The sequence below is a fragment of the Kitasatospora sp. NBC_00240 genome (assembly GCF_026342405.1).
Taxonomy (GTDB): Bacteria; Actinomycetota; Actinomycetes; order Streptomycetales; family Streptomycetaceae; genus Kitasatospora.
In genome coordinates this window covers 3998859-4010740 of the sequence record NZ_JAPEMU010000001.1, presented here as the reverse complement: position 1 = coordinate 4010740, position 11882 = coordinate 3998859, and the positions used below count along the sequence as shown (strand labels likewise).

The following is an 11882-nucleotide window of genomic DNA, read 5'->3' as shown; positions in this document are numbered from 1 at the left end:
GCCCGAATTGTCCGGTTGTGGAACGCCCGTTGCCCCCGCGAACCCTGACGGCGCGCGGGTGGACTTTCGTGCGGGCGCGTGGAGGCGCGGGCGGGCGGGCGCCGTCCGGGTGCGCCGACAGGCTGCGCCGGCGCGAGCCACGGACCGGGCCGGTCGTCAGGCGCCGATCGGCGCGGCCCCCGTCGCCTGCGCCAGCAGCGCCTCGTAGACCTCCGGGTCGGTGGTGTGCTCGCCGAGTCGGACCGTCTTGCGGCTGCCGTGGTAGTCGCTGGAGCCGGTGGTGAGCAGGCCCAGGTCGGCGGCCAGGCCGCGCAGATGGGCGCGGGTCTCCTCGTCGTGGTCCATGTGGTCCACCTCCAGCGCCGCCAGCCCCGCCGCCGCGAGTCCGGCGATGGTCGCGTCGGAGACCGTCCGCCCGCGCTTGACCGCGCCCGGGTGGGCGAAGACCGGCACCCCGCCGGCCGCCCGGACCAGCCGGACCGCCTCGACCGGATCGGTCTCGTGCTTGCGGACGTCGGCGCGGCCGCCGTTGGCCAGCCAGTCGGCGGTGAAGGCGTCCGAGACGGTCGCCACCACGCCCGCCTCCACCAGCGCGCTGGCGATGTGCGGGCGGCCCACCGAGCCGGTGCCCGCGATCCGCTCCACCTGCTCCCAGCTGATCGGCGCGCCCAGCTCCCGGCAGCGCTCGACCACCGCCCGGCCGCGCCGGAACCGGTCGGTGCGGACCAGCTCGCGCTCCTGCGCGAAGGCCGGCTCGGCCGGGTCGAACAGGTAGGCCAGCAGGTGCAGGCTGATGCCGTCGGTGTGGCAGGACAGCTCGGCGCCCGGCACCAGGGTCAGGCCGCTGCCGGCCGGCAGCGCGCGCACCGCCGCGGTGGCCGCGGCATGGCCGGAGACGGTGTCGTGGTCGGTCAGCGCCACCACGTCCAGGCCCGCCGCGACGGCGGCGGCCACCAGCTCGGCCGGGCTGTCGGTGCCGTCGGAGGCGTTGCTGTGGGCGTGCAGATCGATGCGCACGGGTGTCAGGGCTCCTGGGGGTCGACGCTCGCCGGGTCCGCCTCAGGATAGTCAGGGCCCGCCGTTCGCCGACCGCGGTCGGCGACCGCCCGGAGCGTCCGGGGCGTCCGGCCCCGGGCGCCGCCCCGTCGGGAGCGGCCGCCGTCAGCCCAGCAGGCGCGGGGTGAGCGCCCCGCAGGGCAGCAGGTCCAGCTCTGCGCCGGCCTCCCGCAGGTCGGTGAGCACCAGTTCGTCGTACATCACCAGGGCCGACTGCTCGGGCCAGGCGATCGCCCACAGCCAGAGGCCGCGGGCCTCGCCGGCGAACACCGCGCGGTCGGGCGGGGCGTCGGGCACGTGGAACATCGGGGTCGGCCGTCCGGCCGCCAGCAGCTTGGCGTCGGCGGGTTTGTACAGCGAGACGGAGTCGCCCGGGTCGGGGCCCGGCAGCCCGGCGTAGCGTGCGCCGAGACCGACGCCCAGCTCCTCGGCCACCAGCACCAGCTCGCCGAATCCGCCGAGCGGGGCGGGCCCGGCGCAGGCGACGGCGGTGGCCCGGGCGCCCGAAAGGTCGTCACCGACGTGCGCGATCCCGGTGTAGAGCCAGCCGACCGGCAGTGGCCAGGGCAGCCAGACGGGCACCTGCGAGCGGGCCACGGCCACGCCCAGTGCCTCCACGCTCGGGGGCAGTACGGGCTGCATCGGGTGCACCGCTCCGTGCCGGTCGCACTGCCAGGTGTCTGAGAACAGACCGGGGGCGCGGACCCGACCGGCGCACCTCGGGCAGCTTGGCTCGCCCCTCATAGCCGACAACGCTCCTCCCTCCAGACCGCCGCGTCAAGGACGATCACCCGTACGGAGTGCGTCGCGTCATCTGCCGGTGCGTCGGCCACCCGCGCCGGCGGGCCGTGCGGGCGGTCCCGGCTAGGGGATGTCCAGCGACGGGCGGCGGCAAACGTCACGGGCCCGCCCCGGAACACACTGACGCCCCGTCATCGACTGTGCGGTGACAGGGCGTCAGTGGGGTATCGGAACGTCGGACGCGGGCGCTTCGCAGGTGTCCGGGGCGGACTCCGGACCCCCGGCCGGGGCTGCGCCGGGCGGCGTCAGATGGTCTTGCACGGGCGGATGAGCAGACGCTCACCGGTCCGGGCCGCAGCCTGGACCAGCTCGTTCACGGTCTCGGCGTCGGCAATCAGCCGGTCGGTGGCGGCACCCTGGGCGTCGTCCAGTCGGAGAATTTCGAAGCGCATGGGCCTCTCCTTTCCTGGCCCCGGTGACCGGGGCGGTTGTGGCTGAGTCGGGATCAGCCCTTTGAGGGTCTGTGGCGTCGTTCGTTCGGCGGTCTGCTGCTGCAAGCGTGCCCCCCTGGTCGCCGGGACTGCCGGCACCTCATGGACCACTGTGGCGCGGTGCTGATTCCGGGTGGTTGCCCGCCCGTGAAGTCCCGGTTTCGGCTGACTGGCGTGGATCGGCGCAGTCGTACGGCCGGTCGTCGGTTCAACAGGCTGTCGTCGGGTTCAACAGGCTCGGGACGGTCGAAGATTCCCGGACAGACTCAAATATTACCGGAACTAACGAATTCTGTCCCGCGAGAAATCCCGGAACCGTCCGGGAGGTGTGCGTCCGCCCACCTCCCGGACCTGCCCCGGCCCTCGGCCGGGGGTGTATCCGTGCAGGTCAGGACCAGAACTGCGCCAGTGCCGCGGCGGTACGAGCCGGCTGCTCGGCGTTCGGGGAGTGCCCGGCGTCGTCGATGATCACGCGGCGGGCCCCGAGCCGCAGCGCCATCCGGGACTGCTCCTCCACCGGCCACGCGTAGTCCCGCACGCCGGAGAGCACCAGCTTGGGCAGCCCGGGGGTGGCGGCCGCCAGCTCGTCCGCCCGGTCCGGGCCGGAGATCAGGTGCCCGCCGGTGGTGATCAGCGCCTGCGGGACGTTGGCCAGCCACCGCTCGTGCAGGAACCGCGCCACGTCGGGGGCCGGACGGCGGGCCGGGTCGCCGCTGCCCTCCTCCATCTGCTGCAGGATCTGCCAGATGGACTCCAGGTCCATCGTCTGCAGCGCGTCCACCAGCAGCTTGGTGCGGGCGGCCTCGGAGGGGTCGATCGCCGCGGGGCCGGTCGAGAGCAGCGTCAGCGAGCTCCAGGGCGGCGGCCCGTCGGCGCCCAGCAGGGCCTCCCGGACCACCAGGCCGCCGAAGGAGTGGCCCAGCAGGTGCAGCGGGCCCGCGCCGTCCAGCAGGGCGCCCAGCGCCCGGACGTCGGCGCCCAGGGCCGCGACGGCGTACGCCGCGGGGTCGTCCGGACCGCCGCTCTGGTACTGGCCGCGCTGGTCCACCGCCACCACCCGGTAGCCCGCCTCGGCGAGCGGCTCCAGGAGGGCGACGAAGTCCTCCTTGCTCCCGGTGAAACCGGGCACCAGCAGGGCCGTCCCCAGCGGAGCGCCGGCCGGGTCGGCCCACAGGGCGGCGAACTCCCCGCGCGCGGTGGTCAGCCGCAGCGAGCGCGCGCAGCCGGGCAGGGTCAGGAACGGCGGGGTGCTCATCGTGCGGTCTCCTCCAGGGCGGGGCCGGTCGCAGTACCTTCCGAGCCTAGCCACCGGGCCCGGCGGCCAGGCCGCACCGACGCGGCCGTGGCGCTGCGGCGGGCGGGCGGCTGGGCCGGACGGAGCAGCGGGGCCCGCCGGGCCGGGCATCGGGTCGACGGGGTGCCGGGGCGCCCGGCGGCGTCGCCGGGTCACGTCGTAGGGGCCCGCCGGCGCCCGGGAACGGCCGGGGCGGGCCGGCCCTTGGGGGCCGACCCGCCCCGGTGTGCGGATCCCGGTGGGTGCCGGATCAGACCGCCGGGGCGGCCTCGCCGCCGGCGGCCGGGCGGCGGGTGCGGGTGCGGCGGCGCGGGGCGGCCTCACCCTCCGTCTTGTCGGCGGCCTTGGACTCGGCCTTCGGCTCGGCCTTGGCGGGCGCCTCGGCGCCGGCCTCGGTCACCGCGGCGGCCGTGCCCTCACCGGCGGCGGCGCTGCGCGGGCGGCGACGACGACGGCGCGGGGCGCCCTCGCCCTCGGCCGCGGCGTCGGCGGTCGCGGGGGCGACGGCCTCGACCACGGCGCCGTCGGCCACCGCGTCGGCCGAGGTCGTGCCACCGCGGGTGCGGCGACGCTCACGGGTCTTGCGGGCGGGCTTCTCCTCGGCCACCTCGGCGGCCGGAGCCGCCGGGCCGCGGCCGGAGCCGGAGCCGCCGGCGGGCTTGCCGCCCCGGGTCCGGCCGCCGGCCGAACGGGAGCCGCGGCCGCCGGTCTCGCCGAGGTCCTCGACCTCCTCGGCGCCCAGGCCGGCCCGGGTCCGCTCGGCGCGCGGCAGCACGCCGGTGGTCCCGGGGGCGATCTTCAGCAGCTCGTAGAGGTGCGGGGAGGTGGAGTAGGTCTCCTCCGGCTCCGGGAACTTCAGGTCCAGCGCCTTGTTGATCAGCTGCCAGCGCGGGATGTCGTCCCAGTCCACCAGCGTCACGGCGGTGCCGGAGGCGCCGGCCCGGCCGGTGCGGCCGATCCGGTGGAGGTAGGTCTTCTCGTCCTCGGGGCACTGGTAGTTGATGACGTGGGTGACGCCCTCGACGTCGATGCCGCGGGCGGCGACGTCGGTGCAGACCAGGACGTCGACCTTGCCGCCGCGGAAGGCCCGCAGGGCCTGCTCGCGGGCGCCCTGGCCGAGGTCGCCGTGGACGGCGCCGGCGGCGAAGCCGCGCTGGGTCAGCTGGTCGGAGACGTCGGCGGCGGTGCGCTTGGTGCGGCAGAAGATCATCGCCAGCCCGCGGCCCTCGGACTGCAGGATCCGCGAGACCATCTCGACCTTGTCCAGCGAGTGGGCCCGGAAGATGTGCTGGGTGGTGTTGGCCACGGTGTGGCCGGTGTCGTCCGGCGCGGCGGCCCGGATGTGGGTCGGCTGGCTCATGTAGCGGCGGGCGAGGCTGATGACCTGGCCCGGCATGGTGGCCGAGAACAGCAGGGTCTGCCGCTTCGCCGGCAGCATGGTGAGGATCTTCTCGACGTCGGGCAGGAAGCCCAGGTCGAGCATCTCGTCCGCCTCGTCCAGGACGAGGGCGCGGACCTTCGAGAGGTCGAGCTTGCGCTGGCCGGCGAGGTCCAGCAGGCGGCCGGGGGTGCCGACGATGATGTCGACGCCCTTCTTCAGCGCCTCGACCTGCGGCTCGTACGCCCGGCCGCCGTAGATGGCGAGCACGCGGACGTTACGGACCTTGCCGGCGGTCTGCAGGTCGTTGGTGACCTGCGTGCACAGCTCGCGGGTCGGGACCACGATCAGCGCCTGCGGGCTGTCGCAGAGCTGCTCCTCGGTCGCCCGGCCGGCGTCGACGTCGGCGCGCACGACGACCCGCTCGATCAGCGGCAGGCCGAAGCCCAGGGTCTTGCCGGTGCCGGTCTTGGCCTGGCCGATGACGTCGTGGCCGGTCAGGGCGACCGGAAGGGTCATCTCCTGGATCGGGAAGGGGTGGATGATGCCGACGGCCTCCAGGGCCTCGGCGGTCTCCGGGAGGATTCCGAGCTCACGGAACGTGGTCTTCGTGGGTTCAGCGGTGGTGGACAGGGTGCTGCCTCTTCCATGTGGGGGGCCGAGAGCGAGAGGGCGGCGGGCAGCCGCGCGGCTGCGGGCGGGCCGGATCGGCCCGAATACAGCTGCGTCGGACGCACAACCGCGCCGGTCCCTGCGGCCGGCCGAGGTCGGACGGCCCGTGAAGGCGCGTCGCCCGGCGGCGTGGGGGAGGATTTCCCGTGAGGGAACCCGGCGCGGGACCTGCACCGTGGGGGCGCGGTCCGCGGCGGCCCTCGCTCGGCCACTGATGCGGTGCCAAGGCTTGAGGTCCAAGCCAAGGTCGGAGCCGATCGGCTCTCCGACCGGGCATCCGCGTACGTGAGCGCCCGGCATCCGGGCGGGACGTGTCCGGCAAGGACGACATCCGTTCGGAGCGGGCTCGCCCGGTCCGCCGGAAGCGGCGGAACCATGCGAGCACTACGGGCCTCCCTACCACCATACAGTCACGCGACGACTCGAACACGTGACGCGGGTGACACGGCCGCCGGGGCCGCCGGCCGCCGCGCCCGGCCGGGGATCCCGTCGCCCGCGCCGCGGTCGGCCGCCGGGCCGGTGCCGCGGCCCGGATCCCGGCCCCGACCGGGGCGACGCCGCCGGCCGCCGGGGCGGACCCGCCGACCGGCACAGCGCCGGCTTCCGTGCGCCTTCAGCCGGGCGGGCTAAGGTGGCGAGCCATGGAGACCCAAGGTGAGACCCAGGACGTCGGGGCCGGTTCGATCGGTGACTGGGCCAGTCGCTCGGCCGACCCGGGGTACCGGGCGGCGGTGGTGGATCTGCTCGGCGCCCTCGCGTACGGCGAGCTGAGCGCCTTCGAGCGGTTGGCCGAGGACGCCAAGTTCGCGCCCGGCCTGGCCGACAAGGCCGCGCTGGCCCGGATGGCCTCCGCCGAGTTCCAGCACTACCAGCTGCTGCACGACCGCCTCGCCGCGGTCGGCGCGGACCCGGACGAGGCGATGACCCCCTTCGTCGAGCCGCTGGAGGGCTTCCACCGGCTGACCGCGCCGTCCGACTGGCTGGAGGGCCTGGTCAAGGCGTACGTCGGGGACGCCATCGCGACCGACTTCTACCGCGAGGTGGCCGTCCGGCTGGACGACGACACCCGCGACCTGGTGCTGGGTGTGATGGCCGACACGGGCCACGCCCAGTTCGCCGTCGACAAGGTCCGCCAGGCCATCGCGGAGAACCCGCGGGTGGGCGGCCGGCTGGCGCTCTGGGGCCGGCGGCTGATGGGCGAGGCGCTCAGCCAGGCCCAGCGGGTGGTGGCCGAGCGGGACGCGCTGTCGAACCTGCTGGTCGGCGGCGCGCAGGTGCAGGGCTTCGACCTGGTCGAGGTCGGCAAGATGTTCAACCGGATCACCGAGGCGCACACCAAGCGGATGGCCGCGCTGGGGCTGGCCTCCTGACCCCGTTCTCCTGAGACCGGCCTCCGGACCGCCGGGACGGTCGCCCGGCGGTCCGCCGGCCGTCAGCCGCTCACGCGGGCCGTCGCCGGCCCGCGTGCCGGCCGGCGCCGTCGCGGTGCGCACCGGCCCGGCGGCCCGCCGGTTCGGGCCGGGCGAGCACCGAGACCAGCAGGGCCGAGCCGGTCGCCGAGATCGCCAGCACCAGGGCCGACAGTGCCCCGCCCAGGGCGTAGTGCGCGATCACCCCGCTGACCAGCGCCGCCACCACGGCGGTACCGAGGGTCAGGGCGCGCGAGGGCGGGAAGTACTCCGGGTGCCAGGCCAGCGCGAAGGCGCCGACCAGCAGGCCGATCAGGACGAAGGCGACCGGTTCGACGAGCAAGAGCTGCCTCCTGGGATCGCGGTGTGCGGCTGCCCGTGCCCGTACCCGGAAGCGAACGGCCGCACACACCCGGCGCCCGTACCGGTGCGGGCCCACCACCGGGGCCCGCACCGGTGCCCCGGCCGGGAACGCACCGGTGCCCCGCCCCTCGACGAGGGACGGGGCACCGGTGGACCGTCTCAGGCGGTGCCGAAACCGACCTTGCGGACGGTCGGCTCGCCGATCTCCACGTACGCCAGGCGCTCGGCCGGGACGATGACGCGGCGGCCGTGCTCGTCGGTCAGCGTGAGGAGCTTCGAGGTGCCCTCCAGCGCCTTCGCGACCGCGCTCTCGACCTCATCGGCAGTCTGCGGGCTCTCGAGAACGATCTCTCGGGGCGCGTTCTGCACGCCGATCTTGACCTCCACGGCTTCCGTCCCTCCGGGGTTGCAGCCATCCACGCGCGGGAGCCGGACCGCCCTGGAACAGGCGTTCGTGGCCACCGCGCCGTACAGCCTCACCATAGAGCACGAGCTGCGCGCTGAGGTGAAGGTCAGGAGATCGCCTACTCGGCAGCGGACTCGGCGCCGCCCTCCGCGCCCGGCTCGCCCGGGTGCATCGGGAAGCCCTTGAGCCCCCGCCAGGCCAGGCTGGCGACCAGGCGCACGGCCTCGTCGTGCGGGATCTCCCGGCCCTGCGAGAGCCAGTAGCGGGCGGTGATCTGGGCCAGCCCGCAGACGCCGGCCGCGAGCAGCTTGGCCTCCGCCTCGGGCAGGTCGGTGTCCTCGGCGATGACCTGGCTGACCAGGGTCGCGCTCAGGTCGGCGGCCCGGTCGACCCGCTCGCGCACGGCCGGCTCGTTGGTCAGGTCCGACTCGAAGACCAGCCGGAACGCGCCGGACTCGCTGGCGACGTAGTGGAAGTACGCCTCCATCGTCGCGGCCACCCGCTGCTTGTTGTCGGTCGTCGCCGACAGCGCGGTCCGGGTCGCCTCCACCAGAGCGTCGCAGTGCTTGTCGAGCAGCGCGAGGTAGAGCTCCAGCTTCCCGGGGAAGTGCTGGTACAGCACCGGCTTGCTGACCCCGGCGCGGTCGGCGATGTCGTCCATGGCCGCAGCGTGGTAGCCCTGGGCGACGAACACCTCCTGGGCAGCGCCGAGCAGTTGTTCACGGCGGGCGCTTCGCGGCAGGCGGGCACCGCGCGGGCGCTCCTGCGCCTCCTGGATGGCCGTCACGGCGCTCCTCACTTCACGGGATCTACAGCACGGGCAAGGTGACTGATTCTACTTTTGGGTAACCACATCCGCGCCGGGTGGAGCCGATAAAAGCACGGAACCCCCTTGTCGGGAGCCCACAATACGGGCGTGACCAAGGCTGTTGGCAGCGGTGCGGTCCCGGAACGGTACCTTCCCGAGGCCTGGGATTTCCTTCCCGGGGCTCACTACCATCGTCCTCCATGAGCGCTGAGCAGCAGGTGGAGCCGATGGCCGAGGGCGGGACGCGTGCGGGCGCGGAGATCCGGACGGTCGAGATCCCCGGGGCGGTACTGGCCGTGAGCGGGCCGGTGGAGACCGGGCCGCGAGGTGGCGCGCAGCTGCCGCCGGCGCTGTTCGTGCACGGGCTCGGCGGCGCGTCCGACAACTGGACCGAGCTGATGGACGAGCTCTCCGACCTGGTCGCCGGCGAAGCCGTGGACCTGCCCGGCTTCGGCCGCTCGGCCCCGCCCGCGGACGGCAACCTGTCGCTGTCCGGGCACGTCAGGGCCGTGATCGGGTACCTGGAGGCGTCCGGCCGGGGCCCGGTGCACCTGTTCGGCAACTCGCTCGGCGGCGCCGTCGCCGTCCGTCTCGCCGCCCTGCGGCCCGACCTGGTGCTCAGCCTGACACTGATCTCCCCGGCGCTGCCCGAGCTGCCGCCGCAGCGCACCGCCTGGCCGACCGGCCTGCTCGCGGTGCCCGGGGTGCCCGCCCTGATGCGGCGGATGCCGGCGAACGGTCGCAGCGTCGAGGACGCCACCGAGGGCCTGCTGCGGCTGGTGTACGGCGACGTCGCCTCGGTGTCGGAGGCCCGGCGGGCCGCCGCCGTCGCCGAGTACCGCCGCCGGACGGGACTGCCGTACGCGATGCAGGTGCTGGTCGGCTCGGCCCGCGGGATCGTCTCGGCGTACACCGAGCGCGGCGAGCAGTCGCTGTGGCGGCAGGCGGAGCAGGTCCGGGTGCCGGTGCTGCTGGTGTACGGGCTCAAGGACAAGCTGGTCTCGTACCGCTCGGCCCGGCGGGCCTGTGCCGCCTTCGTCGACGCCCGGCTGCTGGTGCTGCCGGAGTCGGGGCACGTGGCGATGATGGAGTTCCCGGCGCAGGTGGCCCGGGCCGTCCGCGAGCTGCTCGCGCAGGTGCCCCCGGGCCCGGCGGCAGCCACCGGCGAGCGGGCCGGACTCCTCGACGGGGTCGCCGTCGGGGACGTGGCCGGGGCCGGGGAGGCCGACGGGGCCGCCGACGGGGGCGTGGAAAACGTGGGCTCCTAACGCCCCGGATCAGGGTTGGTCACGCCCGTTCACTCGTTCAGGTGGCAACCGGGCAGGCGGCCGATGGATTGTCGGCGGTCCGTCCTACCTTTTTGATGTCGGACCGAACAGGTGTGGGGGAGCAGCAGCCGCCGGGGTGCCCGAAGGGGCGGCTGCGAGAGGGGGGCCCGGCGGGCCGGCGTGCGGCCTGTCGGGCGGCACGTCCGGGCCGCCCATGAGCGGTGCCCCTCCGGGACGGCGGTGTCGCCGGCCGATCCGGCTCCTCAGCTCCTCGACTGCTGAAGCAATCCGTTGATCCGCTCTGCTCTGGAGGTCTTCGTGCGCATCGCACTGCTCACCGAGGGCGCCCGGCCGTACGCACAGCGTGGCGGCCCGGGCTGGAGTGCCCGGCTGGCCGAGGGCCTGCGCGAGCACGAGTTCGAGCTGTACGTGCTGGCCGGCCCGGCCGGCCGGGGCACGGCGGGCGACGGGCCGGGCGGCGTCCAGGGGCGCTTCGACGCCGTGCACGAACTGCCGATGTGGGGCGTGCGGCCCGCCGGGCGCGGGCCCGTCGCCCTGCGCCGGCGGCAGTACCAGCGGGCGTACGAGCAGCTGGTCCGGGCCCTGGTGATGCCGCGCGAGCGCGGCTCCTTCGGCCCCGGCCTGTACCGGCTGGCCGAGCTGGCCCGGGCGGACGGCGGCCTGCCCGCCTTCCTCGCCTCCGGGCAGGCCCAGCGGGTCCTGGAGCGCGCCTGGAGATCGCCCGGCGCCGACACCGCGGCCGGACAGCCGATGGTCAGGGACGTCCTGGTCGCCGCCGACCTGCTGGAGCAGTGCCTGCGGCCGCTGTCCGCGCCCTGGTACGGCACCGGGCCCGGCGGCCTCGGCGCCGCGGACGTCTGCCACGTGATCGGCACCGGCCCCGCGGCCCTGCCCGCGCTCGCCGCGAAGCAGCTGCACGGGGTGCCGTTCGTGGTCACCGAACACGGCCTGCACCTGCGCGAGCAGTACGCCGGCTACCGCGAGGCGCCCTACCGCTGGCCGGTCCGCGCCCTGCTGCTCACCTTCTTCCGGCTGCTCACCGAGGAGACCTACCGGCAGGCCGCCCTCCTCACCCCGGGCAGCGCCCACGACCAGCAGTGGCAGCGCCGGGTCGGCGCCGACCCGGCCCGCACCAGGGTCGTCCACGAGGGCACCCCGGCGGTGGCCCGGCCGGCCGCCGGCCCGGAGCCGACGGCGCCCACGGTGGTGTGGGTCGGCCCGCTGGAGCCCGGGCGCGACCCTGCCCTGATGCTGCACGCCTTCGCCCGGATCCACGCGGAGCTGCCCGCGGCCCGGCTGCTGATCCACGGCGAGGAGGCCGCGCCGGACTACCTCGCGCACTGCGAGGCGCTGGCCGGGCGGCTCGGCCTGACCGGGTCGGTGGAGTTCGCCGGCCGGCCGGCCTCCGCCGCCGAGGCCTGGCGCAGCGGCACGGTGGTGGTCTTCACGGCACTGGTCCAGCGGGGCCCGCTGCTGCTCGCGGACGCGATGCTGAGCGGCCGCGCGGTGGTCTCGACCGACACCGGGGTGGCCCGTGAGGTGGTCGGGCCGACCGGCCTCCTGGTGCCGCCGAGGGATCCGCAGGCACTGGCAGGCGCCTGCCTGGCCCTGTTGAGGGACGAGGAACGCCGCTCGCGCCTGGGGCTCTCGGGCAGGCTGCGCGCGCAGGAACGCTTCGCCGTGGAGCCGGTGGTCACCGCCTTCCGCGACATCTACCTGGAGCTGGTCTCGAACTGGCCGGCCTATCCGGACGGCCGGAGCGGCGCCTCGGGGCAGCGGCTGCGGCCGTTCGCCCGGCCGGCCGAGTACTGGATGGCCGCCGGGCCGGCAGGCCGCGCCCCGGCCGCCGACGGGACGGGCGGCGGGCAGCGGCCGACCCGGAGCGAGGCCGGGACCGGCGCCGAGCCGGAGGCCAAGCCGGAAGCGTTGGCGGAGGTGGTCTGATGGCCGGCCGGGATCCAGCGCGCGGGGCCAC

General features: G+C 75.4%; 11 protein-coding genes. 3 read left to right on the top strand and 8 right to left on the bottom strand.

The features are described from left to right. Positions 1-156 precede the first annotated feature (156 nt). From OG689_RS16850 to OG689_RS16830, 5 genes are all read right to left on the bottom strand, one after another. A complete protein-coding gene (locus OG689_RS16850) occupies positions 157-1017 on the bottom strand; it encodes a PHP domain-containing protein (RefSeq protein WP_266321300.1) in 861 nt (286 codons plus the stop codon). Positions 1018-1161: 144 nt separating this feature from the next. After that, positions 1162-1800 (bottom strand): DUF6758 family protein, encoded by a 639-nt coding sequence (locus OG689_RS16845; protein ID WP_266321298.1) that lies wholly within the window; start codon positions 1798-1800, stop codon positions 1162-1164. Between the two features lie 302 nt (positions 1801-2102). Next, positions 2103-2249 (bottom strand): hypothetical protein, encoded by a 147-nt coding sequence (locus tag OG689_RS16840; protein ID WP_190209534.1) that lies wholly within the window; start codon positions 2247-2249, stop codon positions 2103-2105. A 427-nt stretch (positions 2250-2676) separates the two neighbouring features. Beyond that, the gene (locus OG689_RS16835; protein WP_266321297.1) at positions 2677-3543 is read right to left on the bottom strand and encodes an alpha/beta fold hydrolase; all 867 of its coding nucleotides are present in this window, start codon (positions 3541-3543) and stop codon (positions 2677-2679) included. A 289-nt stretch (positions 3544-3832) separates the two neighbouring features. Further along, positions 3833-5479, bottom strand: coding sequence for a DEAD/DEAH box helicase (locus tag OG689_RS16830; RefSeq protein ID WP_323189301.1), 1647 nt, complete (start codon positions 5477-5479; stop codon positions 3833-3835). A gap of 794 nt (positions 5480-6273) precedes the next feature. Here OG689_RS16830 and OG689_RS16825 point away from each other — a divergent pair. Further along, a complete protein-coding gene (locus tag OG689_RS16825; protein WP_266321295.1) occupies positions 6274-7002 on the top strand; it encodes a ferritin-like fold-containing protein in 729 nt (242 codons plus the stop codon). 70 nt (positions 7003-7072) lie between these two features. Here OG689_RS16825 and OG689_RS16820 read toward each other — a convergent pair whose 3' ends face one another. The 3 genes from OG689_RS16820 to OG689_RS16810 all read right to left on the bottom strand — a co-directional run bounded on the left by OG689_RS16820 (position 7073) and on the right by OG689_RS16810 (position 8597). Next, on the bottom strand, positions 7073-7384 hold the full coding sequence (locus OG689_RS16820; RefSeq protein WP_266321293.1) for a hypothetical protein: 312 nt from the start codon (positions 7382-7384) through the stop codon (positions 7073-7075). A gap of 179 nt (positions 7385-7563) precedes the next feature. Next, positions 7564-7791: a DUF3107 domain-containing protein gene (locus tag OG689_RS16815; protein ID WP_073926244.1), complete on the bottom strand. Its 228-nt coding sequence runs from the start codon at positions 7789-7791 to the stop codon at positions 7564-7566. A gap of 137 nt (positions 7792-7928) precedes the next feature. After that, positions 7929-8597, bottom strand: coding sequence for a TetR/AcrR family transcriptional regulator (locus OG689_RS16810; protein WP_266321290.1), 669 nt, complete (start codon positions 8595-8597; stop codon positions 7929-7931). 221 nt (positions 8598-8818) lie between these two features. On the opposite strand from OG689_RS16810, the gene OG689_RS16805 reads away from it, so the two are divergent. Both OG689_RS16805 and OG689_RS16800 read left to right on the top strand, forming a co-directional pair. Further along, positions 8819-9886 (top strand): alpha/beta fold hydrolase, encoded by a 1068-nt coding sequence (locus OG689_RS16805; RefSeq protein WP_266321289.1) that lies wholly within the window; start codon positions 8819-8821, stop codon positions 9884-9886. 318 nt (positions 9887-10204) lie between these two features. After that, positions 10205-11851 (top strand): DUF3492 domain-containing protein, encoded by a 1647-nt coding sequence (locus OG689_RS16800; protein WP_266321288.1) that lies wholly within the window; start codon positions 10205-10207, stop codon positions 11849-11851. Positions 11852-11882 lie beyond the last annotated feature (31 nt).

Bases quoted from the DNA above. Each gene is read 5' to 3' on its own strand.
- OG689_RS16845 (WP_266321298.1), bottom strand. From the start codon at position 1,800: ATGAGGGGCGAGCCAAGCTGCCCGAGGTGCGCCGGTCGGGTCCGCGCC.
- OG689_RS16840 (WP_190209534.1), bottom strand. From the start codon at position 2,249: ATGCGCTTCGAAATTCTCCGACTGGACGACGCCCAGGGTGCCGCCACC.
- OG689_RS16835 (WP_266321297.1), bottom strand. From the start codon at position 3,543: ATGAGCACCCCGCCGTTCCTGACCCTGCCCGGCTGCGCGCGCTCGCTG.
- OG689_RS16830 (WP_323189301.1), bottom strand. From the start codon at position 5,479: ATGACCCTTCCGGTCGCCCTGACCGGCCACGACGTCATCGGCCAGGCC.
- OG689_RS16825 (WP_266321295.1), top strand. From the start codon at position 6,274: ATGGAGACCCAAGGTGAGACCCAGGACGTCGGGGCCGGTTCGATCGGT.
- OG689_RS16805 (WP_266321289.1), top strand. From the start codon at position 8,819: ATGAGCGCTGAGCAGCAGGTGGAGCCGATGGCCGAGGGCGGGACGCGT.